The 24153-nt window shown below is 72.4% G+C and carries 22 protein-coding genes; 14 read left to right on the top strand and 8 right to left on the bottom strand.

The genetic code is table 11. The features are described 5' to 3' along the window. Positions 1-2: 2 nt before the first annotated feature. From ACQUQD_RS10220 to ACQUQD_RS10195, 6 genes are all read right to left on the bottom strand, one after another. Positions 3-950 (bottom strand): alpha/beta hydrolase family esterase, encoded by a 948-nt coding sequence (locus ACQUQD_RS10220; RefSeq protein ID WP_428951725.1) that lies wholly within the window; start codon positions 948-950, stop codon positions 3-5. Positions 951-1060: 110 nt separating this feature from the next. Beyond that, positions 1061-1834, bottom strand: a complete 774-nt coding sequence (locus ACQUQD_RS10215; RefSeq protein ID WP_428951724.1) for a creatininase family protein — start codon at positions 1832-1834, stop codon at positions 1061-1063. Continuing rightward, the gene (locus tag ACQUQD_RS10210; protein WP_428951723.1) at positions 1831-2529 is read right to left on the bottom strand and encodes a FadR/GntR family transcriptional regulator; all 699 of its coding nucleotides are present in this window, start codon (positions 2527-2529) and stop codon (positions 1831-1833) included. Before ACQUQD_RS10210 ends, ACQUQD_RS10215 begins: the two co-directional genes overlap by 4 nt. A gap of 68 nt (positions 2530-2597) precedes the next feature. Then, positions 2598-3254 carry a response regulator gene (locus ACQUQD_RS10205; protein ID WP_428951722.1) on the bottom strand — a complete coding sequence of 219 codons (657 nt, stop codon included), beginning with the start codon at positions 3252-3254 and terminating at the stop codon, positions 2598-2600. After that, positions 3251-4453, bottom strand: coding sequence for a sensor histidine kinase (locus ACQUQD_RS10200; protein WP_428951721.1), 1203 nt, complete (start codon positions 4451-4453; stop codon positions 3251-3253). The genes ACQUQD_RS10205 and ACQUQD_RS10200 overlap by 4 nt, the downstream gene beginning before the upstream one ends. 4 nt (positions 4454-4457) lie before the next feature. Next, positions 4458-6638: an MMPL family transporter gene (locus ACQUQD_RS10195; RefSeq protein WP_428951720.1), complete on the bottom strand. Its 2181-nt coding sequence runs from the start codon at positions 6636-6638 to the stop codon at positions 4458-4460. A gap of 180 nt (positions 6639-6818) precedes the next feature. On the opposite strand from ACQUQD_RS10195, the gene ACQUQD_RS10190 reads away from it, so the two are divergent. The 7 genes from ACQUQD_RS10190 to ACQUQD_RS10160 all read left to right on the top strand — a co-directional run bounded on the left by ACQUQD_RS10190 (position 6819) and on the right by ACQUQD_RS10160 (position 12792). Then, positions 6819-7649 carry an ABC transporter ATP-binding protein gene (locus ACQUQD_RS10190; protein WP_428951719.1) on the top strand — a complete coding sequence of 277 codons (831 nt, stop codon included), beginning with the start codon at positions 6819-6821 and terminating at the stop codon, positions 7647-7649. 119 nt (positions 7650-7768) lie between these two features. Next, complete coding sequence (locus tag ACQUQD_RS10185) at positions 7769-8593, top strand: ABC transporter ATP-binding protein (protein WP_428951718.1); 825 nt, start codon at positions 7769-7771, stop codon at positions 8591-8593. A gap of 12 nt (positions 8594-8605) precedes the next feature. Continuing rightward, the gene (locus tag ACQUQD_RS10180) at positions 8606-9943 is read left to right on the top strand and encodes an FtsX-like permease family protein (RefSeq protein WP_428957510.1); all 1338 of its coding nucleotides are present in this window, start codon (positions 8606-8608) and stop codon (positions 9941-9943) included. Between the two features lie 95 nt (positions 9944-10038). Beyond that, positions 10039-10425 (top strand): cell division protein SepF, encoded by a 387-nt coding sequence (locus ACQUQD_RS10175; protein WP_428951717.1) that lies wholly within the window; start codon positions 10039-10041, stop codon positions 10423-10425. A gap of 102 nt (positions 10426-10527) precedes the next feature. After that, entirely contained in the window at positions 10528-11697 is a 1170-nt protein-coding gene (locus ACQUQD_RS10170) for an AAA family ATPase (protein ID WP_428951716.1), read from the top strand. A 95-nt stretch (positions 11698-11792) separates the two neighbouring features. Continuing rightward, the gene (locus tag ACQUQD_RS10165) at positions 11793-12107 is read left to right on the top strand and encodes a nucleotide pyrophosphohydrolase (protein ID WP_428957509.1); all 315 of its coding nucleotides are present in this window, start codon (positions 11793-11795) and stop codon (positions 12105-12107) included. A 193-nt stretch (positions 12108-12300) separates the two neighbouring features. Continuing rightward, positions 12301-12792: a DUF6099 family protein gene (locus ACQUQD_RS10160; RefSeq protein WP_428951715.1), complete on the top strand. Its 492-nt coding sequence runs from the start codon at positions 12301-12303 to the stop codon at positions 12790-12792. 64 nt (positions 12793-12856) lie between these two features. Here the strand turns inward: ACQUQD_RS10160 and ACQUQD_RS10155 are convergent, their stop codons facing one another. Next, the gene (locus ACQUQD_RS10155; protein ID WP_428951714.1) at positions 12857-13045 is read right to left on the bottom strand and encodes a hypothetical protein; all 189 of its coding nucleotides are present in this window, start codon (positions 13043-13045) and stop codon (positions 12857-12859) included. A gap of 247 nt (positions 13046-13292) precedes the next feature. Here ACQUQD_RS10155 and ACQUQD_RS10150 point away from each other — a divergent pair, with 247 nt between their 5' ends. The 6 genes from ACQUQD_RS10150 (at position 13293) to ACQUQD_RS10125 (ending at position 22642) form a co-directional block, all read left to right on the top strand. After that, positions 13293-14213, top strand: coding sequence for an LLM class F420-dependent oxidoreductase (locus ACQUQD_RS10150; RefSeq protein WP_428951713.1), 921 nt, complete (start codon positions 13293-13295; stop codon positions 14211-14213). A gap of 102 nt (positions 14214-14315) precedes the next feature. Continuing rightward, positions 14316-15824 carry a 3' terminal RNA ribose 2'-O-methyltransferase Hen1 gene (locus tag ACQUQD_RS10145; RefSeq protein ID WP_428951712.1) on the top strand — a complete coding sequence of 503 codons (1509 nt, stop codon included), beginning with the start codon at positions 14316-14318 and terminating at the stop codon, positions 15822-15824. Continuing rightward, positions 15821-18373 carry a polynucleotide kinase-phosphatase gene (locus ACQUQD_RS10140; RefSeq protein ID WP_428951711.1) on the top strand — a complete coding sequence of 851 codons (2553 nt, stop codon included), beginning with the start codon at positions 15821-15823 and terminating at the stop codon, positions 18371-18373. The genes ACQUQD_RS10145 and ACQUQD_RS10140 overlap by 4 nt, the downstream gene beginning before the upstream one ends. Before the next feature lie 281 nt (positions 18374-18654). Continuing rightward, a complete protein-coding gene (locus ACQUQD_RS10135; RefSeq protein ID WP_428951710.1) occupies positions 18655-19890 on the top strand; it encodes an arginine deiminase in 1236 nt (411 codons plus the stop codon). 106 nt (positions 19891-19996) lie between these two features. Next, positions 19997-21013, top strand: a complete 1017-nt coding sequence (gene argF, locus ACQUQD_RS10130) for an ornithine carbamoyltransferase (protein ID WP_428951709.1) — start codon at positions 19997-19999, stop codon at positions 21011-21013. 162 nt (positions 21014-21175) lie between these two features. Further along, positions 21176-22642: an amino acid permease gene (locus tag ACQUQD_RS10125; RefSeq protein WP_428951708.1), complete on the top strand. Its 1467-nt coding sequence runs from the start codon at positions 21176-21178 to the stop codon at positions 22640-22642. Here ACQUQD_RS10125 and ACQUQD_RS10120 read toward each other — a convergent pair. Beyond that, a complete protein-coding gene (locus ACQUQD_RS10120) occupies positions 22596-23051 on the bottom strand; it encodes an ATP-binding protein (protein WP_428951707.1) in 456 nt (151 codons plus the stop codon). The two genes, ACQUQD_RS10125 and ACQUQD_RS10120, sit on opposite strands and share 47 nt — an antisense overlap. A 265-nt stretch (positions 23052-23316) precedes the next feature. On the opposite strand from ACQUQD_RS10120, the gene ACQUQD_RS10115 reads away from it, so the two are divergent. Continuing rightward, complete coding sequence (locus ACQUQD_RS10115) at positions 23317-24147, top strand: enoyl-CoA hydratase family protein (RefSeq protein WP_428951706.1); 831 nt, start codon at positions 23317-23319, stop codon at positions 24145-24147. Positions 24148-24153: the final 6 nt, after the last annotated feature.

Genomic DNA, 24153 nt, shown 5'->3' with positions numbered 1-24153 from the left:
AACTAGCGTGTCGGGGAAGGGAGTCGGTGGTTGCGGAAGAAGTCCCACAGCACCTCGTGGGCCTTGATCGTCTGCGTGGTGGTGCCGCCGCCGCTGTACCCGTCGGCGCCCGGCCAGGTGTGCCCGCCGTCGGTCACCGCGACATGCGTCACCTCGGAGCCGTCGGCGCAGTCGGTCCACCGCGACGTCGTGATGTCCGGCTCCGTCACCTCGTCGGGCAGCCGCCGGGCGCAGCCGTCCCGCCCGGCCCAGCCGGCCACCCAGTCGGGGATCGCGGGCAGCCCGCGCTCCGCGTCGCCCGCGTAGGGGATGGTGGCGTCTTTCGTGCCGTGGAAGTCGATGACGGGCACGGGGCGTCGGGGCGCGCAGTCCTCGCCGGTCCCCGGGTAGAACGCCCCGGCGACCGGCGCGACGGCGGCGAACCGGTCGGCCATCCGGCAGGCGAGCAGCCCGGTGAACCCGGCACCGTTCGACTTCCCGGTGGCGTACACCCGCCGTGTGTCCACGCAGAGCCGGCCCTCCAGGCTGTCGAGCAGGCCACCGGTGAACGCCACGTCGTCCACCCCGGGCGCCGCGTACGGCGCGCCCTGCCACGCCTGCCGGTCCCCGTCGCCGGTGCCGACGACCCCGTCGGGGTACGCGACGACGGCGGGCAGGGTCGACAGCCGGGAGAACGCCTCGGTGCCGGCGCCGGTGTTGCCGCGCCCGTGATAGGCGACGATCAGCGGCCAACTCCGGCTCGCGTCATAGCCGTCGGGCAGGTGCAGCTGATACGTCCGCTCGCGCCCGCCGCTGGTGAGGCTGTACGGGACGCTGGTGCCGGGCTCCTGGGGCGAGGCGGCGCCGCATCCGGCGGAGGAGGGCCGGACGTCGGCGGCATGGGAGGGGGCGAGCGGCAGAGCGATGAGCGCGGTGCCCAGGACGCAGGCACGCCGAAGTAGACCCTTCATGGACGGCTCCTCAATAGGGGGCGCCCGTCAGGGGCGCCGGGCTGTTTCGATGGGCGGCTCCGTCGCGCGGGCGCGACCGGCGCAGGCGGCCCGCGGACGGGGAGCGGCCACTAGATGTCGAGCCACTCCTCGACAAACGCACACACACGCTCGACGACCGCGTCCACGACGGCCCGCCCGTCGTCCGCGGTCACCCGTGTCGGATCACCGAGCACGCCGTTGGCGCTCAACTCGTCGTACGGCAGGGTCAGGGAGGGCTGAGCGAACGTACGGGCCAGCCTGGCCTCGGGCTTCAGTCCGTCCCGCGACGTGGTCCCCGGCCTGAGCCGATCGGTGCGCACCAACTCTGGTGCCAGGTACAGCATTTGGGCCGTCTCCGCCTCCCCGCTGTGCCCGTGCACCTCGCTCACCCCCATCCCCGCCACCACGCCGGAGGCCAGCGCGGTCACCGGCGACCAGGCGAACCGCACCTCGGGATCCGCGACCAGGAGATCCTGCGCGACCGTGGTGAGCGCCGCGTTGTTCCCGCCGTGCCCGGTCAGCACGAGGAACCGCCGCCAGCCGTGCCGGCGCAGACTCGCCACGTACTCGCGCACCACGGCCGCGAACGTCGACGTCGTCAGCGTCACGGTCCCGGCGAACGCCATGTGGTGCGGCGACACCCCGACCGGCAGCGGCGGCCCGAGCACCACCCGCCCGGCGAGCCGGACGGCGACCAGCTCCGCGATCCGCTCGGCGCGCACGGTGTCCGTGGCGATCGGCAGGCCGGGCCCGTGCTGCTCGAACGCCCCGGCGGGAATGATCACGACGGGTGCCGCGGTGACGGCGTCGGCGGCCTCCTTGGTCGTCAACTCGGCCAGCCTGAGCGGCATGCCGGCGCTCACGACAGCTCACCCCCGGCGGGGAGATCGGCGGCCAGCACGGCGTCCCGGATCGCCCCGAGGTGCTCGCGCGTGATGCGCTCGGCGGCGTCCGCGTCGCCGTCCCGCACCGCTTCGAGGATGAGCAGGTGCTCGGCGTGGTCGCGCTCCCGGTCGTTGTACCGGTGCCGGATCTCGATCTGGTCGCGGGCGCGGACCTGGAGCAGCGCCTCGACGGTCTCCTTCAGCAGCGCGTTCCCGCTCGACGCGGCCAGCGCGACATGGAAGTGCACGGAGCGGCGCACCGACTCCTCCGGCGGGAACAGGGCGTTGGCCGCCGCGTACGTCAACTGCTCCAGGCCCTGGGGGAGCCGGACCCGGGCCGCCTCGGCGGCGACGGCCGGCTCCACGACGAGCCGGGCCTCGACGAGTTCCAGCACGGACTGCCGGGTGCTGCGCGGCAGATGGGGGTTGGCGAGCAGGCGCCGCTCGATGCCCGGCCCGACGTAGGTGCCCGAGCCGTGCCGGAACTCCACGACCTGCGTCGCCTCCAGACGGCGCAGTGCCTCCCGCACGGTCGGCGTCGTCACCTCGAAGCGTCGGGCCAGCTCGCGCGAGGAGGCCAGGGTGTCACCGGGGGAGAGCCGCTCGGTACGGATGATCTCGACTATGTCGTCCGCGAGGCGTTCGGACAGGGACGGCTGATCCGCGTAACTCATAAAGTGAATAGATCACTTGATCTCTGAGAGTGTCAACGGTCGTGCACGAAGCCGTTCCCCGGGCGGCCTCAGGCCTCGCCGGGCCGCTCCAGCAGGCCGCGCTCCATCGCCACGACCACCGCCCTGGTCCGGTCGCTGACGTCCAACTTCGCGAAGACCCGCAGCAGATGGGTCTTCACGGTCGCCTCGCCGATCACCAGCCGCTTGCCGATGTCGGCGTTGGACAGCCCGTCGGCCACCGCCGTCAGGACGTCCACCTCGCGCGCGGTGAGCGCCGTCTGCACCGGGCGGCGCATCTTCGCGACGAGCTTCTGCGCGACGCGCGGGGCGAGCACCGTCTCACCGCGGGCCGCCGAACGGATCGCGTCGACCAGCTGCTCACGCGAGGTGTCCTTGAGGAGGTAGCCGATCGCCCCGGCCTCCACCGCACGCTCGATCTCGGTGTCCGTGTCGTACGTGGTCAGGATCAGGACGCGGGTGCCGCTCGGGCCCGCGACGATCCGCCGGGTCGCCTCGACCCCGTCGAGGACCGGCATACGCAGGTCCAACAGGGCGACATCGGGGCTGAGTTCCTCGACCAACGTCACGCCCGCGCCCCCGTCGTCCGCCTCCCCGACGACCTCGATGCCGGGATCCGGCGCGAGCAGTGCGAGCACGCCGGCCCGCATCACGGTGTGGTCGTCGACCACGACGACCCGCAGAAGGCGCTGGTCCTGGCTGGTCATACGGACTCCTGAAGGGGAACGTCGGTGACGAGGGGCAGGGACGCGCGGACGAGGGTGCCGTCGCCGAGCGAGCTGGTGACGGTCAGCTCGCCGCCGAGCTCGTCGAGCCGCTTGCGCATGCCGTCGAGGCCGAAGCCGCGGGCGGCGGCCACGTCGAAACCCCGGCCGTCGTCCGTGATCTCCAGATCGACGACGCCCGGGCCCTGGGCGAGGACCACGACGACCGTCGAGGCGGCGGCGTGCTTGCGGACGTTGGCGAGGGACTCCTGGGTGCAGCGCAGCAGCGCGATCCGGGTCTGCTGATCGCAGTCGACGTCCGCCAGCTCCGCGTCCACCGCTGTCCCGGTGTCCTCGGCGAACCGGTCCAGGGTGCGGCGCAGCGTCGTCGACACCGACCCCTGCACCGCGCCGCCCGGCGGCGGTGTCGCGCCGACCAGCGCACGCGCCTCCGCGAGATTCTCCCGCGCCGTCTGCTCGATGGACGTCAACTGCTGTGCGGTGCGGACCGGATCGACGTCCAGGCCGGCGCGCGCCGCCTCCGCCAGGACCACGATGGAGGCGAAGCCCTGCGCGAGGGTGTCGTGGATCTCCCGGGCCAGCCTGGAGCGTTCGGTGGCCGCTCCCTCGCGGCGCAGCGCCTCGCTCAACTCCATCTGCGTGCTGGCCAGTTCGTCCCGCAGCCTGGCCCGCTCGTCACGCAGCTCCAGGGCCCGCGGGGTCAGCGTCACGACCAGCGCGCCCACCACGTACACCGCGAGGCTGGAGACGGTGTTGCGGGTCAGCTCCTCCACCCGCCAGCCCTCCCGCAGCACAGCGCCGAGCGTGATGGCGAGCGCACCCAGGCCGCTGCCGACCAGCGCGCCGCGCCGGCTGTCCGCGTACACCACGAACTGGCCCAGCGTCACGGTGAACAGCACCCCGAAGCCGTCGCGCAGATAGGCCAGCAGCCCGAGGACGGGGATCAGCAGGCCGAGGTAGGCGTACCCGCCGGCCGCCCCGTCGCGGCCCCAGCGGCGGACCGCCGCGTTGCCGCAGCCGAGCACGGCCATCAGCGCGAGCGACCCGTACCGCTGTCCGGCGGGTGCGTCGTGCAGGACCGTGATCAGGGCCAGCAGGCCGATGATCGCCCAGGAGAACAGATCCCACGAGTGCAGGAACCAGATCCAGAACGGGTCGCCGCGCCGCGGTCGTTGCAACATCGGATCAGCCTACGTTCGCCATGATCCGGTCCGCCGGGGTTCCGCTCGGCTCCCGGTCCCGGCGGCGGGCGGGCCACCAACTTGCCTCGCCCAGCAGCAGCATGAGCGCGGGCAGGATCAGCACCCGGATGGCGAACGCGTCGAGCAGCACCGCCACCGCCAGGCTGAAGCCGATCTGCTTCATCTCGATGAAGTGCAGCGACACGAAGCTGGCGAACACCGTCACCATCACGAAGGCCGCGCTGGTCACCACCCCGGCCGAGCTGCCGACCCCGTCGAGCACCGCCTGCCGCGTCGGCGTCCCGCGCAGCACGGCCTCCCTGATCCGGCTGATCACGAACACCTGGTAGTCCATCGACAGGCCGAACAGGATCACGAAGAGGAACAGCGGCACCCGCGAACCGATCGTCCCGGTCGAGGTGAAGTCGAGCGGTCCCTCGGCCCAGCTCCCCTGGAACACCAGGGTCAGCACGCCGAGCGACGCCGCGGCGGACAGCAGGTTGAGCACGACGCCGATCAGGCCGAGCACCACCGAGCGGAACGCCCACACGGTCATCGCGAACGTCACGAGCAGCAGCGCCCCGATGATCAGCGGAAGCTTCTGCTTCTGGTGCTCGGGATAGTCGGCGTAGCGGGCCACGTCCCCGGTCACCGCGGAGTCGATGTCACCGGTCAACGTGCCCACCGTGTCCGGCAGATAGCGGTCCCGCAGTCGTTCCAGGGAGTCCTGCGCGGGCGCCGTGCTGACGTAGTGCGGCACCGGCAGGTCGAGCGAGCTGACACGGCGGTCGGCGGAGGTGCGCACGGTGTAGGTGCCGGCCAGCGCCGGATCGTCCCCGGTGGCGGTCGCGCCGAGCTCGCGCAGCGCGCGCGTCACCTCGTCCGACCGGTCGGCATCGGCCCGTACGACGACCTGGTGCGAGGCCTTGACCTCGGGGAACGCCGCGTTGAGCCGGTCGAAGGCGGGCATCGACTGCACCTGCCGCGAATGCGTCTCGCGCCCCATGTCGGTCAGCTTCATGCCGAGCATCGGCGCCGCCAGGGCGAGCAGGGCCACGACCGCGACCGTCAGTACGGCGGCGGGGCGGCGGGCGGTGAGCCGCAGCAGGGCGTTGTGGCGTACGGGCTTCGCGGCGGCGGGGCGCTTCCCGCGGCGGGCCGCCCGGCGCTCGGCCCGCGCCCCGGTCCTGACGAGCAGCGCGGGCAGCACCGTCAGCGAGCTGACCACGGCCACCAGGGTCACCACGATCGCCGCGGTGGCGATCGAGGAGAAGATCACGTCGTCGGCGAGGTAGAGCGTCGCGCTGGAGACGGCGACCGCGAGACCGGAGAGGACCACGGCCCGGCCCGACGTGGCGGCGGCCAGCTCCACCAGCGCCTGCGGGCTCAACTTCCCTGCGGCGCGCGCCCGTTCCTCCCGTTCGCGCTTCAGATAGAACAGTGTGTAGTCGACGCCGACGGCCAGCCCGATCAGCAGGATGATGTTCGTGCCGACGCCCGCGTCGGGGAAGACGTGCGAGGCCAGCATGGACAGGCCCACGGACGCGACGATCGAGGTGAGCGCGAGCAGCAGCGGCACGGTCGCCATCGCCACGGACCGGAACACGAACAGCAGCGTCAGCAGGGTGATCGGCAGCGCGATCATCTCCGTACGGGACAGATCGCTGCCGCGCAGCTTGTCCACGCCCTGGCTGATGGACGGGCCGCCGGTCTCCTCCACGCGCAGCCCGGGATGTGCCTTCTGCACCGCGGCGGTCTGCGCCCGCAGCGGGTCGACGTGCTTCTTGCCGTCGAGCTCGGCGCCCTTCATGGTGACGTCGACGCGCACCGCCCGGCCGTCCTTCGACCACACGGGCGCGGCCACGGACCGCACCTCGGGCAGGGCGCGCATCCGCTCCGCGACCTCACGGGCGACGGCGCCGCCCTCGTCGCGCGCCGGCCGGGCGCCGTCCGAGCGGGCTTCGATCAGCACTCGCTCGACGGGCCGCTGCGCGAGCCCGCCGTCCCGGGCGATCGCCTCACCGCGCCCGGCCTCGCCGACACCGAAGTCCGCCGACGTGGCGGGGTTCGAGCCGACGGCGATTCCGGCACCGAGACAGAGAACGACGAAGAGGAACCATCCGGTGATCGCCCGCCAGGGGTGTCCGGCGCTCCAACGAGCCATGCGTACGGGGTAGTTGGTCATGACGTCCATGCTGGTCGCGAGGGAGGTGCCGACGACAGCGGCGACCGGTTGAACCCGGGGTCCACCGGTCGGTGGACCCCGGCCCCGCGGCGGCCGGCCCGTCCACGACTCGGACGCGCCCGCGGATAAATGCCGCCTACAGCTACTCTCCGTCCGGTACGCGACGAAGCGGGAGGCGCCATGAGCGGCACGGACGAGCAGGCGAAGAGCGCGGGCGGCGGGCGCGTCGTGGCCGCCCTCGACGGCGCGAGCATGCGCCGCTACACCACCGGCCAGATCATCCTCGACGGCATCGACTGGACCGTCCGCTCCGGCGAGCACTGGGCGCTGCTCGGCCCCAACGGCGCGGGCAAGACCAGCATCCTGCGCCTGGTCGGCGCCACCACCTTCCCCACCACCGGCACCGTCGAGGTCCTCGGCCACCGACTCGGCCGCGTCGACGTGCGCGAACTGCGCGCCCACATCGGCCACGTCTCCACCTCCCAGCGGGTCCCGCAGGACCTCACCGGACACACCGTCGTCCTCACCGGCCACACCGGCACCGTCCAGCCGCTGTGGAAGTCCTACGACGCCGAGGTGCGCGAGCGCGCCCACGAACTGCTCGCCGAACTCCAGATCAAGGACCTCGCCGACCGCGAGTACGGCGTCTGCTCCGGCGGCCAGCGCGCCCGCATCCTCATCGCCCGCGCCCTCATGGCGAACCCGGCGCTGCTGCTGCTCGACGAGCCCTTCAACGCACTCGACCTGCCCTCGCGCGAGGACCTCATCGACACCATGCGCCAACTGGCCGTGAACCGGCCGGAACTGGCCACCGTGACCGTGACCCACCACCTGGAGGAGCTCTCCCCGGCGATCAGCCACGCCCTGCTCCTGCGCGACGGCCGCGTCCTCGCCCGCGGCCACGTCGACGAGGTCCTGACGGCCGAGCGCATGACGGCCTGCTTCGGCCGCCCCATCGAGGTCACCCGGCACGCCGGCCGCTGGCTCGCCCGCTCGGGCGGTCACCTGTAGTTCCGGGGTGTACCTGACGACACCCCAGGTCCGGGCCGTACGCCCCATGTCCCGCGCGCCCGCCGTCCGTAGCGTCGTGGACGAGGCGCACCGGGCGCCGGACGAGGGGACGGGCGGTCATGCGACACGACGCACAGCACGGACGGACAGCCGAGCACGGCCGCGGTGAGGCGCTCCGCCTCGTCAAGGTCACCAAGACGTACGGCGCGACGGACGACGGCGCGGGCGCCGCCCGCGGCACGCAGGTCAGGGCGCTCGACGACATCACCCTCAGCCTGCCCACCGGCAGCTTCACGGCCGTGATGGGCCCCTCCGGCTCCGGCAAGTCGACCCTGCTGCACTGCGCGGCGGGACTCGACCGCCCCGACAGCGGCCTCGTCGTGGTCGACGGCGAGGAGATGACCGGCGGCCCCGGCCCGGCCCGCGGCGAGGCCGCGCTCACCAAGTTCCGCCGCACCCGCATCGGCTTCGTCTTCCAGCAGTACAACCTGCTGCCGACGCTCACCGTCGCGCAGAACACCGTCCTGCCGCTGCGGCTCGCCGGGCGGCGCGTCCACCGGGCCAGGGTCGAGCAGATCCTCGCCGACGTCGGCCTCGGCGACCGGCTCGGGCACACCCCCGACCAGCTCTCCGGCGGCCAGCGCCAGCGCGTCGCCATCGCCCGCGCGCTGGTCAGCGAACCCTCCGTGATCTTCGCGGACGAGCCGACCGGCGCCCTCGACACCCGCAGCGCCCGCGACGTGCTGCGGCTGCTCCAGGAGGCGGTGCGGGTGCACGGCAGGACCGTGGTGATGGTGACGCACGACCCGGTCGCGGCGTCCTACGCGGACGCCGTGCAGTTCCTCGCGGACGGCCGCCTCGCCGGCCGGACGACCGCCCCGACGGCAGACCAGGTCGCCGAACGCCTCGCCCACCTCGGCGACGACACGCTCCTGGAGGCATGAGCCATGTTCACGATGCTCGGACTCGCGGCACGCTCCGTACGGCAGCGCCCCGGCCGCTTCCTCGCGACCCTCCTGTCCGCGTTCCTCGGCGCGGCCGTCATCATGACGTTCAACTCGATGCACGACACGGCCGGCGCCGACGGCGTCGACCAGGTCAGTGCCGACACGCTCACCACCGCGGCGAGCGTCGTCGGCGGCTACGGCACCCTCCTCGTCTTCTTCGCGATCGCGTCGACCCTCACGGTCAACGTGCGTCAACGCACCGAGGAGATCGGCCTGTTGCGCACCAGCGGCGCGACCCCCGCCCAGATCAAGCGCATGGTCGTCGGCGAGTCCGTGGCCGTCGCGTTCGTGGGCGCGCTCCTCGCGATCGGCCCCGCCGTGCTCGGCGGATCCGTCCTGCTCGACGTGTTCAAGGACAGCGGCCAGGTCGCCGACTCCGTCGACTACTCCTTCGGCCCGATCGCCCTCCTGTCCGGCATCGACGTCACGCTCCTCGCGGCGGCCGGCGCGGCGTTCCTCGCCGTGCGCCGCGCCACGAAGGCAACCGCAGGAGTACGCCACCAGGGCCTCCGCGCGCGGAAGTTCGCATCCTGGGCGGCCCTGCTCGTCGGCGCGCTCGCCGTGTGCAGCACCTTCGCCATGAAGTCCACCGACGCCGCGCTGATGGCGGCACCCGCCTACGGCGCGATCCTCCTCTCGGTCGGCCTCGCCCTCGTCTCGACGAGCCTGCTGCGCACCGTCCTGGGCCGCCTCGACCCCCTGCTCACGGCCCTCACCGGGGCCAGCGGATACCTGACCGTACGGAACATGCGCCGCCGCGCCCCCGAACTCTCCGGCATCCTCATGCCGTTGATCCTCTTCACCGGCATGGCCACCGCGACGCTGTACATGCAGGCCGTCGAGAACGACGCGATCAAGGCCTCCGGACTGACCACATCGGTCGAGGACAAGAACCTGGAGACGCTCAACCTCACCGTGGTCGGCATCATCGTCGTGTTCGCCTGCATCATGCTGATCAACTCCCTTTACGCCGCCACGGCCTACCGCGTCCGCGAGTTCGGCCAGCAGCGCCTGGCCGGCGCGACCCCCGCCCAGGTGCTGGGAACCGTCGCGCTGGAAGGCGTCGTCCTGACCGTCACCGGAGTGTTCTTCGGCACACTCGCGGCGCTCGCCGGCATCCTCCCGTTCACCGCCGTACGCACCGACGGGCTGCTGCCCGAACGGGGCCTCGGCATCTGGATCACGGTGGTGGCCACAGCAGCCGCGGCCACCCTGGTCACGAGCCTGGCCACCGCGCGGCGCGGCGTCCGGGTGCCGGCGGTGGAGGCCGTGTCATTGGCCGCATGAGACTCCGGTCCGTGTCGGTGTTGGGCTGAACGGGTGACATGGCGTAAGAATTGGGCGGTGCAGACAACAGTGCGAGCCCGGACGGGGTGGGGGCAGTGAACAGCCACGACGTCACCGATGAACAGTGGGAAGGGCTCGCCCAGGTCGTACCGCTGCGCAGCCGCAACGAGTGGCCGTCGGCGATCGACCACCGGGCGATCCCCGCCGCGGACACCGAACCGCGCCGCCGCTTCGTCGTCCTGCGGGTCAATGTCTTCGGCGACGCGCGCGACGTCGCCGAGACCGTGATGGCCGGCATCCCGGTCCTGCTCGACCTGTCGGGCGCCGAGAGCGAAGTGGCCAAGCGGGTCCTGGACTTCAGCAGCGGCGTCGTCCTCGGCCTCGGCTGCGGCATGCACCGCGTCGATCGCAACGTCTTCCTCCTGGCCCCTCCGGGCACGGAGGTCCAGGGCCTGGTGGCGGGCGCCGGCGCCCTCTCCTGACCGGGGTTCCGGTGGCAAGCCCGGAGGGCATAGTCCCCCGATCGTAGGAAGGTCACCGGGGATGAACGGTTCTGCGTGCGGCGGGCGGCCTACGTTCGCCGCATGACCGTGCTCCACCGGGGCGCGCCCCCGTTAGCCCCGGGCGCGTCCCCGGACCGCCCGCGCGTGACCGAGCTCCGGCTCTCGGCTTTCGGCCGCCACCGCGGCGTCACCGTCCCCCTCGGCCCCTTCACCGTGCTGACCGGGCCCAGCGGCAGCGGCAAGACCAGCACGCTGCGGGCGCTGGAGGCGCTCGCCCGGCTCGGCGGCGGAGCGAGCCTCGCCGAGGTGTTCCCCGACCCGCGGGCGTACGTCCCCGAACGCGCGAGGCCCGATGCCCAGCGCCGCCGCGGCTTCCGCATCGGCTGCACCGTCGAGGGGCCGGCCGGACCCGTCCACCTCGACCTCGCGGTCCAGGCCGAGCCCGAACTGCGCGTCGTGGGCGAGCGGCTGACCGGGCCCGGCATCACCTATCTCGAGACCGCGCTGCGCGATCCCGGCCGGCGCGACGTCCAGGCCGCCTGGCACACCGCCGGATCGGTCCCCGTGACCCGCGCCCCGCTCCCCGACGACCTGCTCGGCACCGCGCTGCTCCCCCTGCGCGTCGCCGGCCGGACGGAAGGGCAGCGCCGGGTCCTCGCCGCCGCCGAGCAGGCCGTGGTCGGGCTGCGCTCGACGTTCGCCTGCGACCCGCACCCGGCCCGGATGCGCGCCCCGGTGTCGGTGAACACCGACCGGCTGCTCGGGGGCTGCGACAACCTCGCGGCGGTGCTGTGCCGCACCCGCGCCGAGTGCGGCACCCGGCACTCCCTCCTCGTCGCCGCTGCCCGGGCGGGCCTCGCGGGTCCGGTGGCGGACGTGTTCGCCGAGCACGTCGCGGACGGCTCCGTCCGTGCCGTCATCGATCGCGGCGACGGACCGGGCACCCCCGTCGGGCGGCTCGCGGACGGCGAGTTGAGATATCTGGCCCTCGCCCTCGTCCTGCTCACCGGGCCCCGCGTGCTGGAGGTCGACCCGGCGGCCGAGGTGCCCGAGGCGTACCAGAGCCTCACCGTCCTCGCGGACGGCCTCGACCGCGGGCTCGACCCGGCGCAGAGCGCCGAACTCGTCGCGCTGGCGGGCCGGATGTGCGCCCGCGGGCACATCCGGCTCGTCGCCGCGGTGGGCGAGGACGGCCCCGCGTCCCGGGCGGCGCGGGCGCACGGCGCGACGGTGGTAGACCTGAAGCCGTGACAAACGGAACCGACGACACGACCGGCCCGGCCGGCCCCACCGGCGCAGCTCCCGCCGGCCCGACCGGCCCGGCGGGACAGCAGCGGCCCCTCGACGTGGCGGGCCTCCAGGCCCGGCTCGCGGACTTCGCCGCCGCCCGCGACTGGGGGCCCTTCCACACCCCGAAGAACCTGGCCGCGGCGCTCAGCGTCGAGGCGTCCGAACTGGTCGAGATCTTCCAGTGGCTGACCCCCGAGCAGTCGGCCCGGGTGATGGACGACCCGCAGTCGGCGCACCGGGTCGAGGACGAGGTGGCCGACGTCCTCGCGTATCTGCTGCAGCTGTGCGAGGTGCTCGGCATCGACGCGCTGGCCGCGCTCGCGGCGAAGATCGACCGCAACGAGAGCCGGTTCCCGGTGCAGGGCGCGTAGACCCGCGCGCTCCCCGGTCCTCGACGGCCCACAGCCGACACCTACCACTCCCTATGTCACTCTCCGGAGTCATAGAAATATCCACAGGGGATTCCGTGTCCACAGATTTCGGGCTTCCTCTGGCTTTTCGTCTCGCGCGCCCTCACTCTGGGTAGTGAACAAAGGAGTTCGGGCGTGACGGACGGGGACGCGGATGGATGCGGTGCGGCTCATCGGGGTCGGCCGGCGAGCCCTGGCAGAGTGTCAGGACGCGCCGGACATCATGAGAGAGGCGTGGCAGGCGCAGGCGCTCGCCCAGGCGATCGGCAGCCGGCTCGCGGTGCTGGGGCCCCCGGAATTACGGGGCGAGGCGCGTGCTCTGACGGAGGCCGGCGCGCGCGGCAGCGGCGGCTCGGCGGTCCCGGTGGTGGGCGCCGGGGGGATACGGGCGGCGCAGCTGACCGAACTGGGCGATGCGCACGGGGCGTTGCGCGAGCTCGGCGCGCTGCTCGGCGATGTCGGCATCTCGCTCGTCGCCGTGGCGAGCGCGTCCTTCGAGGAGGGGGCCTACTGGCAGTGCATGGAGGCGATCGACGCGGCGGACGAGTCCCGGGACCACGTCCTGGAGATACTCCGGCGCCTTCCGGAATGGGACAGCCGCCCGCGCAGGCCTGAACCGGAGCCCGGTTCGGACTCGGCGGCCTGACCGACGGCGCGGCGCTCCCGGCACGGTGGCGGGGGAGCGCAGCGACTCTTCCGGCAGGGCGGCGTCAGGCGTCCTCGGGGCGCGGACGCGAGGTGCCGGGGGACTGCTGGAGGTCGGCGTCGAGCTGCGACAGGTCGGCGTTGAGCGCCGCCATCAGCTCTTCCATCTGCTGCAGCAGACCCTTGGGTGCACCTTGCTGCTCCGGCACGGTGGTCTCGTGCTCGGCCTGTTCGGGCACGGCTTCCTGGGACATGACGGCCTCCTCGGCCTTTGCCCTCCCGTGAGGGACGGGCAGCTGACGCAAGTGACGCCCGGCAGCGACCGCCGGCGCGGGTGCCGGGCGGTCCGGCTCCGTCCGAGCCAACGATCATGCGAGGTGCCTGGTCACTGCGCCGGCCCCGGACCGCGCACCGAGTTGACGCATTTTCACCCGACCGTGGGGGCGGAGGACCGGCGGGACCAGTGGGGTTGACGCACGGTCGACCGTGCAGGATGGAGGCATGGATCTTCGAATCTTCACGGAGCCCCAGCAAGGGGCCACCTACGACACGCTCCTGACCGTGGCCAAGGCGACCGAGGACCTCGGTTTCGACGCCTTCTTCCGCTCGGACCACTACCTGCGCATGGGTTCCTCCGACGGGCTGCCCGGCCCGACGGACGCCTGGGTCACCCTCGCCGGTCTCGCCCGGGAGACCCGGCGGATCCGGCTCGGCACGCTGATGACCGCGGGCACCTTCCGGTTGCCCGGTGTCCTCGCGATCCAGGTGGCGCAGGTCGACCAGATGTCGGGCGGCCGGGTCGAACTCGGTCTCGGCGCGGGCTGGTTCGAGGAGGAGCACAAGGCGTACGGGATCCCGTTCCCGAAGGAGAAGTTCGGCCGCCTGGAGGAGCAGCTGGCGATCGTCACCGGGCTGTGGTCCACCGAGATCGGCTCCACGTTCAGCTATGACGGCACGTACTACCAGCTCACCGACTCGCCGGCGCTGCCCAAGCCGGCGCAGTCCAAGGTGCCGGTGCTGATCGGCGGGCACGGGGCGACGCGCACGCCGCGGCTGGCCGCGCGGTACGCGGACGAGTTCAACATCCCGTTCGCGTCGGTCGAGGACAGCGAGCGGCAGTTCGGCCGGGTGCGGGCGGCCGCCGAGCAGGCCGGGCGCGCGGGCGGCGACCTGGTGTACTCGAACGCGCTGGTGGTGTGTGTCGGCAAGGACGACGACGAGGTGAAGCGCCGGGCGGAGGTGATCGGCCGGGACGTCGAGGAGCTGAAGGCCAACGGGCTCGCGGGCTCGCCGGCCGAGGTCGTCGACAAGCTCGGCCGGTACGCGGCGGTCGGCTCGCAGCGCGTCTACCTGCAGATCCTCGACCTCGACGACCTCGACCACCTGGAGCTGATCTCCTCGCAGGTGCAGTCGCAGCTGTAGGGCGGCAGGGGCCGAGGTCCCGGACCCCTGAGGCCCGAGGTCCCCGGTCGGGGCGGCGAAACTCGCTGGCCGGAGGCTGTGCGGCGGGGGAGACTCGGCCGTGTGTTTCTGACGATCGGCACCACCGGCACCCCGGACCGCCCCGCGACCGACCTCGGGTTCCTGCTGCACAAGCATCCCGAGAGCGCGCAGGCGTTCTCCACCTCCTACGGCACCGCGCACGTCCTCTACCCCGAGGCGAGCGCGGAGCGGTGCACGGCCGCGCTGCTCCTGGAGGTCGATCCGGTGGCGCTGGTCCGTCGCGGCAAGGGCAAGGGCCGCGGCGGCGCCCCCGACGCGGCGCTCGCGCAGTATGTGAACGACCGGCCCTACGCCGCGTCGTCCCTGCTCGCCGTCGCACTGAGCAGCGTGTTCTCCAGCGCGCTGCGCGGAGTCTGCAAGGCGCGCCCGGAGCGCGCCGAGGAGGCGCTGCCGTTGCGCATCGAGGTGCCCGCGCTGCCCGCGCGGGGCGGCCCCGATCTCGTACGGAAGCTGTTCGAGCCGCTCGGCTGGACGGTGGAGGCCGAGTCGGTGCCGCTGGACGAGCGGTTTCCCGAGTGGGGGGCGTCGCGGTACGTACGGCTCGTGCTGGAGGGCGAGTTGCGGCTGGCACAGGCGCTGCGGCACCTGTACGTGCTGCTGCCGGTCCTCGACGACGCCAAGCACTACTGGGTGTCGGCCGACGAGGTCGACAAGCTGCTGCGCGCGGGGGAGGGGTGGCTGGCCGACCACCCCGAGCAGCAGCTGATCACCAGCCGGTATCTCGCGCGGCGCTGGGCGCTGACCCGGCAGGCGCGGGAGCGGCTGGAGCTGGTGCGGCTCGCGGACGCCGACGACACGGACGTCGAGGAGATCGACAACGCCGTCGACGAGCGGAGCGACACCGAGGAGCGGCCGGTGCCGCTGGCCGTGCGGCGGCGCGAGGCGATCCTCGACGCGCTGCGCGCCTCGGGTGCGGCCCGCGTGCTCGATCTCGGCTGCGGGCAGGGCCAGTTGGTGCAGGAGCTGCTCAAGGACGTGCGGTTCACGGAGATCGTGGGCGTGGACGTCTCGGTGCGGGCGCTCACCGTCGCCGCCCGCCGGCTCAAGCTGGACCGGATGGGGGGGCGGCAGGCCGCGCGCGTGCAGTTGTTCCAGGGGTCGCTGGCGTACACCGACAAGCGGCTCGGCGGGTACGACGCGGCGGTGCTGAGCGAGGTCGTCGAGCACCTCGATCCGCCCCGGCTGCCCGCTCTCGAGTACGCGGTGTTCGGGTCCGCGCGGCCCCGTACGGTCCTCGTGACCACGCCGAACGTCGAGTACAACGTGCGCTGGGAGACGCTGCCCGCCGGGCACGTCCGGCACGGTGACCACCGGTTCGAGTGGACCCGGGCGGAGTTCTGCGACTGGGCGGAGCGCGTCGCGGGGCGGCACGGGTACCAGGTCCGGTACGTGCCGGTCGGGCCCGACGACCCCGAGGTGGGGCCGCCCACGCAGATGGCCGTGTTCACCCTGGCCGACAGGACGACCCAGGAGAAGCAGGAGAAGCCGGAGAAGCCGGAGAAGCCGGAGAAGGAGGAGAAGGCGGCATGACCATCACCGAGAACACCGGCGGGCGGACGCTGCCCGTCACCGACCTCTCCCTCGTCGTGCTGGTCGGCGCGTCGGGCTCGGGCAAGTCCACGTTCGCGCGGGCCCACTTCAAGGCCACCGAGATCCTCTGCAGCGACTTCTGCCGCGGGCTGGTCGCCGACGACGAGAACGACCAGAGCGCGAGCGGGGACGCGTTCGACGTGCTGCACTACGTCGCGGGCAAGCGGCTCGCCGCGGGCCGGCTGACCGTCGTCGACGCGACGAACGTCCAGCAGGACGGCCGCCGCCGGCTGATCGACCTGGCGCGGAAGTACGACGTGCTGCCGATCGCCATCGTGCTCGACGTCCCCGAGGACGTCTGCGCCGCGCGGAACGCGGCCCGCACCGACCGCGCCGAGATGCCGCGCCGCGTGATCACCCGGCACACCCGCGAACTGCGTCGCTCCCTGCGGCACTTGGAGCGTGAGGGCTTCCGCAAGGTGCACGTGCTGCGCGGCGTGGCCGAGGTCGAGGGCGCGAGCATCGTGCGCGAGAAGCGGTTCAACGACCTCACCCACCTCACCGGGCCGTTCGACATCGTCGGCGACATCCACGGCTGCGCGAGCGAACTGGAGTCGCTGCTCGGCAAGTTGGGCTATGTGGACGGCGCGCACCCCGAGGGGCGCACCGCCGTGTTCGTCGGCGACCTCGTCGACCGCGGGCCCGACACGCCGGGCGTGCTGCGCCGCGTCATGGGCATGGTGAAGGCCGGTACCGCGCTGTGCGTGCCCGGCAACCACGAGAACAAGCTGGAGCGCTGGCTCAAGGGCAGGAACGTGCAGCACACGCACGGACTCGCCGAGACGGTCGAGCAGTTGGGCAGGGAGAGCGAGGAGTTCCGCACCGAGGTGCGCGAGTTCGTACACGGCCTGGTCAGCCACTACGTGCTCGACGGCGGCAGGCTCGTCGTCTGCCACGCGGGCCTGCCCGAGAAGTACCACGGGCGGACCTCGGGCCGGGTGCGGTCGCACGCGCTGTACGGGGACACGACCGGGGAGACCGACGCGTTCGGTCTGCCCGTGCGCTACCCGTGGGCGGAGGACTACCGCGGCAAGGCGGCGGTGGTGTACGGCCACACCCCGGTACCGACGGCGACCTGGCTCAACAACACCATCTGTCTCGACACCGGCGCCGTGTTCGGCGGGAAGCTCACCGCGCTGCGCTGGCCGGAGCGCGAGCTCGTCGACGTACCGGCCGAGCGGGTCTGGTACGAGCCGGCCAGGCCGCTCGCGTCCGAGGCACCCGGCGGGCACGAGGGCCGGCCGCTCGACCTGGCGGACGTGCACGGCCGCCGGACCGTGGAGACCCGGCACGCCGGCCGGGTCGCCGTCCGCGAGGAGAACGCGGCGGCGGCGCTGGAGGTCATGAGCCGGTTCGCGGTCGACCCGCGCCTGGTGCCGTACCTGCCGCCGACGATGGCGCCGACCGCGACGTCCGAGGTGGAGGGGTATCTGGAGCACCCGGCCGAGGCCTTCGCGCAGTACGCCGCCGACGGCGTGGCCCGGGTCGTGTGCGAGGAGAAGCACATGGGGTCGCGGGCCGTGGTGCTCGTCTGCAAGGACGCGGACACGGCGCGCGAGCGGTTCGGTGTCGAGGGCGACGCGGTCACGGGGGCGCTGTACACGCGCACCGGTCGCCCGTTCTTCGACAGCCGGGAGACCACCGAGGACGTGCTGGGCCGGGTCCGCGCCGCCGTCACCGCGGCCGGGCTGTGGGACGAGCTGGACACCGACTGGCTGCTCCTGGACACCGAGTTGATGCCCTGGTCGCTCAAGGCGTCGGGGCTGCTGCGCGCGCAGTACGCGGCGGTCGGCGCGGCCTCCGGTGCCGCGTTCCCCGGGGTGCTCGGCGCCCTGGAGACGGCGGCCGCGCGCGGTGTCGACATCGGTGACCTGCTGGAGCGGCAGCGCGAGCGGGCCGCGGACGCCGCCGCGTTCACGGACGCGTACCGGCGCTACTGCTGGAGCACGGACGGGCTCGACGGGGTGCGGCTCGCGCCGTTCCAGATCCTCGCCGCGCGGGGCCGTTCGCTGGCCGCGCTGCCGCACGACGAGCAGCTCGCGCTCATCGACCGGATGGTCGAGCACGACGGGAGCGGGCTGTTGCGGACGACGCGGCGCCTGTACGTCGACACTGGTGACCCGGAGTCGGTGCGGGCCGGTGTCGACTGGTGGCTGGAGATGACCGGGCGCGGCGGCGAGGGCATGGTCGTCAAGCCGGTCGGGGCGCTGGTCCGGGACGAGAAGGGGCGGCTCGTGCAGCCCGGCATCAAGTGCCGGGGCCGCGAGTACCTCCGGATCATCTACGGGCCCGAGTACACGCGGCCGGAGAACCTGGCTACGCTGCGGAACCGGTTCCTCGGGCACAAGCGGTCGCTGGCGATCCGTGAGTACGGGCTGGGGCTCGAGGCGTTGGAGCGGCTCGGGGACGGGGAGCCGTTGTGGCGGGTGCACGAGGCCGTGTTCGCGGTGCTGGCGCTGGAGTCCGAGCCGGTCGACCCCCGTCTGTAGTCGCCCTCGCGCCGTTGCGGGTGGGGTCGCGTCGGCGGCTGCGGGTCCGGTGGGGCTTCTCGCGCAGTTCCCCGCGCCCCTGAGATGCGCACTGCGTGCGGCATCTCATCGAGGGAGCAGCGGCGCAGCCGCATGCTCCAGGGGCGCGGGGAACTGCGCGAGCAACCACGACGCAACCCGCAGTCGCCCGCGAACCGCCCCCCAACGGTGCCCAGGCGCATCCGCCCGCCCCGCGCAGAGCGGCCCGCGCAGAGCGGTCGTCCCCGGGGAAGGATGGACGCATGGGATTTCAAGTCGACTCCGAGGCCGGGCGGCTGCGCCGGGTCATCCTGCACCGGCCCGATCTGGAGCTGAAGCGGCTCACGCCCAGCAACAAGGACCAGCTCCTCTTCGACGACGTGCTGTGGGTGCGGCGCGCCCGGCAGGAGCACGACGGGTTCGCCGACGTGCTGCGGGACCGGGGCGTCACCGTGCACCTCTTCGGTGATCTGCTCACCGAGACGCTCCAGGTCGACGCGGCCCGCTCGCTCGTCCTGGACCGGGTCTTCGACGAGAAGGAGTACGGCCCGCTGGCCACCGGGCCGCTGCGGGCCGCCTTCGAGACGCTCCCGGCGCAGGAGCTGGCCGAGGCGCTCATCGGCGGGATGACCAAGCGGGAGTTCCTCGACGGGTACGCCGAGCCGACGTCCGTCCGGTTCCATGCCATGGACCTCGACGACTTCCTGCTCGGGCCGCTGCCCAACCACCTGTTCACGCGCGACACGTCGGCCTGGATCTACGACGGCGTCTCCATCAACGCCATGCGATGGCCGGCCCGGCAGCGCGAGACCGTGCACTTCGAGGCGATCTACCGGCACCATCCCCTCTTCCGCGACGAGGACTTCCACGTGTGGTCCGAGGGGCAGGCCGACTACCCGTCCACCATCGAGGGCGGGGACGTGCTCGTGATCGGGCAGGGCGCCGTCCTGATCGGGATGAGCGAGCGCACCACGCCCCAGGCCGTGGAGATGCTCGCCCACAAGCTGTTCGCGGCGGGCTCGGCGCGCACCATCGTGGCGCTCGACATGCCGAAGCGGCGGGCGTTCATGCACCTGGACACGGTGATGACGATGGTCGACGGCGACACGTTCACGCAGTACGCGGGGCTCGGCATGCTGCGCTCGTACACCATCGAACCGGGCACCTCGCCGAGGGAGCTGAAGGTCACCGACCATCCGCCGGAGCACATGCACCGGGCGATCGCCGCGGCCCTCGGGCTCAGCGGCATCCGGGTCCTGACCGCCACGCAGGACGTGCACGCCGCGGAGCGCGAGCAGTGGGACGACGGGTGCAACGTGCTGGCGGTGGAGCCGGGCGTCGTGGTCGCCTACGAGCGCAACGCGACCACGAACACCTATCTGCGCAAGCAGGGCATCGAGGTGATCGAGATCCCCGGCAGCGAGCTGGGCCGGGGGCGGGGCGGGCCCCGGTGCATGAGCTGCCCGGTCGAGCGGGACCAGGTGACGCCGACGACCTGACGCCGACGACCTGGCGCCGACGACGTGACCGTATAGAAATGTGGATGGTCGTATAGACTTCCAGTGTTTCCTTGTTCCGTCCCCCGTCGTACCCCAGGAGCGCCCCATGGCGACAGCCCAGCGTCCCGACCTCACCGGCCGCCACTTCCTCAAGGAGGTGGACTTCACCGCCGAGGAGTTCCGCGGCCTGGTCGACCTGGCCGCGGAGCTGAAGGCCGCCAAGAAGTCGGGCACCGAGACGCAGTACCTGCGCGGGAAGAACGTCGCCCTGATCTTCGAGAAGTCCTCGACCCGCACCCGCTGCTCCTTCGAGGTCGCGGCCGCCGACCAGGGGGCGTCGACCACGTACATCGACCCCGCCGGCTCGCACATCGGCAAGAAGGAGTCCTCGAAGGACACCGCCCGGGTGCTCGGCCGGATGTTCGACGCCATCGAGTTCCGGGGCGACGCGCAGGACACCGTCGAGACGCTCGCCGCCCACGCGGGCGTCCCCGTCTACAACGGGCTGACCGACGACTGGCACCCCACCCAGATGCTCGCCGACGTGCTCACGATGACCGAGCACAGCGCCAAGCCGCTGACCGACATCGTCTTCGCGTACCTCGGCGACGCCCGGTTCAACATGGGCAACTCGTACCTCGTCACCGGCGCCCTGCTGGGCATGGACGTACGGATCGTCGCGCCGAAGTCCTACTGGCCCGCGGACGAGATCGTCGCCCGGGCGCGCGAGCTCGCCGCCGCGAGCGGGGCCCGCATCACCCTCACCGAGTCCGTCGAGGAGGGTGTCCTGGGCGCCGACTTCGTGGTCACCGACGTCTGGGTGTCGATGGGTGAGCCGGAGGAGGTCTGGGACGAGCGCATCAAGTCGCTCACGCCGTACGCGGTGACCATGGACGTGCTGCGCGCCACGGGCAACGCGGACGTCAAGTTCCTGCACTGCCTGCCCGCCTTCCACGACCTGGGCACCAAGGTCGGCCGTGAGATACACGAGAGGTACGGCCTGGAGTCCCTCGAGGTGACCGACGAGGTCTTCGAATCGGCGCACTCCGTCGTCTTCGACGAGGCCGAGAACCGGATGCACACCATCAAGGCCGTCATGGTCGCCACGCTCGGCCAGAAGTGACAGAACACCAGTGACAGAACACCAGTGACAGAACACTAGAAGTAACAAAACAGCTGAAACGCTCATAACCGTTCAAACTGGTGGGGCCGGAACACCTTCTCCGGCCCCACCGGCCTGCGGCCCACCCCGTCGCACCGCATCACCAGAAAAGAGCACCACCCCATGTCGCCGTCGCCGACCCCCACCGGCCTGCGCATCAAGTCCCCCGAGTCCCTCATCGCCGAGTCCGGCGCCGACCTGGAGGGACACGGCCTCAAGCGCACCATGGGGCTCTTCCAGCTCGTGTGCTTCGGGGTCGGCGCGATCGTCGGCACCGGCATCTTCGTCGGCCTGTCCGACACGGTCGCCGAGGCCGGGCCCGCCGTCATCGTCTCGTTCGTGCTCGCCGCGATCACCTGCATCTTCACGGCGTTCTCGTTCGCCGAGCTGGGCGGCGCGATCCCGGTGTCGGGCTCCTCGTACTCGTTCGCCTACGCGACCCTCGGCGAGCGCGTCGCGTTCCTCGTCGGCTGGTGTCTGCTCCTGGAGTACGGCGTCTCGGTCTCGGCCGTCGCCGTCGGCTGGAGCCAGTACCTGAACGAGCTGCTCAACAGTCTCTTCGGCCACCAGCTGCCGCAGGCCCTCTCCGCCGGACCCGGCGACGGCGGCGTCATCAACCTGCCCGCCGTCATCGTGATCCTGATGGCCGCCACGCTCCTGGTGCGCGGCATCCGGGAGAGCGCGCGGGCCACCGCGGCCATGGCCGTCCTCAAGATCGGCATCCTGGTCGCGTTCTGCGTGATCGGCTACAGCGCCTTCCAGGCGGGCAACCTGGCGCCGTTCATGGCGGCGGGCATCGGCGGCGTCACCTCGGGCGCGTCCCTCGCCTTCTTCTCGTACATCGGCTTCGACGCGATCACCACGGCCGGCGAGGAGGTCAAGAACCCGCGGCGGAACATCCCGATCGCCATCCTGATCTGCATCGGTGTCGTGACGCTGCTGTACTGCGCGGTCGCCGTCGCGGCCATCGGCGCGCTCGGCGCGGACGCCGTCGGCGACAAGCCCGCCGCGCTCTCGCTCGTCGTCAACCAGGTCACGGACTCCACCGTCGGCGGCGGCATCATCGCGTTCGGTGCGGTCGTCGCCATCGCGTCCGTCGTGCTCGCCGTGATGTACGGGCAGACGCGGATCCTGATGTCCATGTCCCGGGACGGGCTGATCCCGCGGGTCTTCGAGCGGGTCTCCCCGAGGACGGCGACCCCCGTCGCCAACACCTGGATCGTCGCGCTCGTCTTCGCGGTCCCGGCGGCCTTCTCGTCGCTCGACGTCGTGGTCAACCTGACCACCATCGGCACCCTCGCGATCATGGCCGTCGTCAATGTCGCGGTCGTCGCCCTGCGTCGTGCGCACCCCGAGCTGACGCGCTCCTTCCGGGTGCCGCTGTATCCGCTCAGCCCGGCCCTCGGCGTGGCGATGTGCCTCTACCTGATCTGGGGGACGGGCTGGACGACGTGGGTCCAGTTCGCGGTGTTCCTCGTCGTGGGCGCGCTGGTCTACGCGTTCTACGGGCGCCGGCACTCGCGGCTCGGCGCGCCCGCGCCGGCTACTTCTCCGAAGCCGGACGCTGGCGCGGGATCGCGGGAAGGGTGAACCAGACCGCCTTGCCGGACTCGGTGGGGCGGTGCCCGCACGACGAACTGAGCGTGCGGATGAGCAGCAGCCCGCGACCGTGCTCCTGCCAGGGGTCGGGCTCCTCGGCGTCGTCCGGATTGGTGAGATCCGCGGGCGGCGCCGGGTCCGGGTCGTGCACCTCGACCTGGCAGCCGGTCTCCAGGAGCTCCACCACCAGTTCGATCGGGGCGTCGCCCGTCGTGTGCTCCACGGCGTTCGCCACCAGCTCCGCCGTGAGCAGCTCGGCGGTGTCCATGTCGGCCGCCGGGGCGTCGATCTCGGTCAGGGCGGTGCGGACCAGGGCGCGCGCGATCGGGACGGCGGCGGCCGTGTGCGGCAGGGCTATCCGCCACGAGGTGGGCGTGGGGCGACCGGAAGGAGGGGGCAAGGCGGGTCCTGAGGGGGCGGCTCGGGGACGGATCGGAAGGACGTCTCGGGGCGCCGTCCTGATTTCAACCTTATGAATGGTACGGCGTGTGCCGATAGAGGCTCCCGGTGGTGTTCCTCGGGACATTGGGCCCTATGGGCGGATGTGGTGGGTATGCCGGATGAGGATCCCGGGTATCGCGTCCTGCTGACGGCAGTCACAAAGCGGTGATAACTTCGAGAGGTAGCCGACCCGCGCCCGCCCGCCCGTAGGAGGCAGCCCGCGTATGAGTCCCTTCACCGGCTCCGCCCCTCGTACCGAGACCTGGCGCCATCTCGCCTGCGCCGTGGACGCGCGCGGCGTCGCGACCGTCACGCTCGCCCGGCCCGAGAAGCTGAACGCCCTCACCTTCGGCGCGTACGCCGATCTGCGCGATCTCCTCGCCGAGCTGTCCCGCGAGAAGAGCGTGCGTGCCCTCGTCCTCGCCGGGCAGGGGCGCGGCTTCTGCTCAGGCGGTGACGTCGACGAGATCATCGGCGCCACCCTGTCGATGGACACCGCCCAGCTGCTCGACTTCAACCGGATGACGGGGCAGGTGGTGCGGGCGCTGCGGGAGGCGCCGTTCCCGGTGATCGCCGCCGTGCACGGGATCGCGGCGGGCGCGGGCGCCGTGCTCGCCCTGGCCGCCGACTTCCGCGTCGCCGACCCGAGCGCCCGCTTCGCGTTCCTGTTCACGAAGGTCGGCCTGTCCGGCGGCGACATGGGCGCGGCCTATCTGCTGCCGCGCGTCGTGGGCCTCGGCCACGCCACCCGCCTGCTGATGCTCGGCGACACCGTCCGCGCCCCCGAGGCCGAACGCATCGGCCTGATCAGCGAGCTGACCGACGAGGGCAGGGCCGACGAGGCGGCCCTGACGCTCGCCGGCCGCCTCGCCGAAGGCCCCGCCCTCGCGTACGCGCAGACGAAGGCCCTGCTCACCGCCGAGCTCGACATGCCGCTCGGCGCGGCCGTCGAGATGGACGCCGCGACGCAGGCGCTGCTCATGAACGGCGCGGACTACGCCGAGTTCCACGCGGCCTTCACCCAGAAGCGCCCGCCCGAGTGGCAGGGGAGGTGACCCCGG

The sequence above is a fragment of the Streptomyces sp. cg35 genome (assembly GCF_050410835.1).
Classification (GTDB): Bacteria; Actinomycetota; Actinomycetes; order Streptomycetales; family Streptomycetaceae; genus Streptomyces.
This window is presented reverse-complemented; position numbering and strand designations above follow the sequence as displayed.

Coding starts and splice junctions, on each gene's coding strand:
- ACQUQD_RS10220 (WP_428951725.1), bottom strand. CDS start 950: ATGAAGGGTCTACTTCGGCGTGCCTGCGTCCTGGGCACCGCGCTCATC.
- ACQUQD_RS10210 (WP_428951723.1), bottom strand. CDS start 2,529: ATGAGTTACGCGGATCAGCCGTCCCTGTCCGAACGCCTCGCGGACGAC.
- ACQUQD_RS10205 (WP_428951722.1), bottom strand. CDS start 3,254: ATGACCAGCCAGGACCAGCGCCTTCTGCGGGTCGTCGTGGTCGACGAC.
- ACQUQD_RS10200 (WP_428951721.1), bottom strand. CDS start 4,453: ATGTTGCAACGACCGCGGCGCGGCGACCCGTTCTGGATCTGGTTCCTG.
- ACQUQD_RS10195 (WP_428951720.1), bottom strand. CDS start 6,638: ATGACCAACTACCCCGTACGCATGGCTCGTTGGAGCGCCGGACACCCC.
- ACQUQD_RS10190 (WP_428951719.1), top strand. CDS start 6,819: ATGAGCGGCACGGACGAGCAGGCGAAGAGCGCGGGCGGCGGGCGCGTC.
- ACQUQD_RS10185 (WP_428951718.1), top strand. CDS start 7,769: ATGCGACACGACGCACAGCACGGACGGACAGCCGAGCACGGCCGCGGT.
- ACQUQD_RS10180 (WP_428957510.1), top strand. CDS start 8,606: ATGCTCGGACTCGCGGCACGCTCCGTACGGCAGCGCCCCGGCCGCTTC.
- ACQUQD_RS10170 (WP_428951716.1), top strand. CDS start 10,528: ATGACCGTGCTCCACCGGGGCGCGCCCCCGTTAGCCCCGGGCGCGTCC.
- ACQUQD_RS10160 (WP_428951715.1), top strand. CDS start 12,301: ATGGATGCGGTGCGGCTCATCGGGGTCGGCCGGCGAGCCCTGGCAGAG.
- ACQUQD_RS10155 (WP_428951714.1), bottom strand. CDS start 13,045: ATGTCCCAGGAAGCCGTGCCCGAACAGGCCGAGCACGAGACCACCGTG.
- ACQUQD_RS10150 (WP_428951713.1), top strand. CDS start 13,293: ATGGATCTTCGAATCTTCACGGAGCCCCAGCAAGGGGCCACCTACGAC.
- ACQUQD_RS10140 (WP_428951711.1), top strand. CDS start 15,821: ATGACCATCACCGAGAACACCGGCGGGCGGACGCTGCCCGTCACCGAC.
- ACQUQD_RS10135 (WP_428951710.1), top strand. CDS start 18,655: ATGGGATTTCAAGTCGACTCCGAGGCCGGGCGGCTGCGCCGGGTCATC.
- argF (WP_428951709.1), top strand. CDS start 19,997: ATGGCGACAGCCCAGCGTCCCGACCTCACCGGCCGCCACTTCCTCAAG.
- ACQUQD_RS10125 (WP_428951708.1), top strand. CDS start 21,176: ATGTCGCCGTCGCCGACCCCCACCGGCCTGCGCATCAAGTCCCCCGAG.
- ACQUQD_RS10115 (WP_428951706.1), top strand. CDS start 23,317: ATGAGTCCCTTCACCGGCTCCGCCCCTCGTACCGAGACCTGGCGCCAT.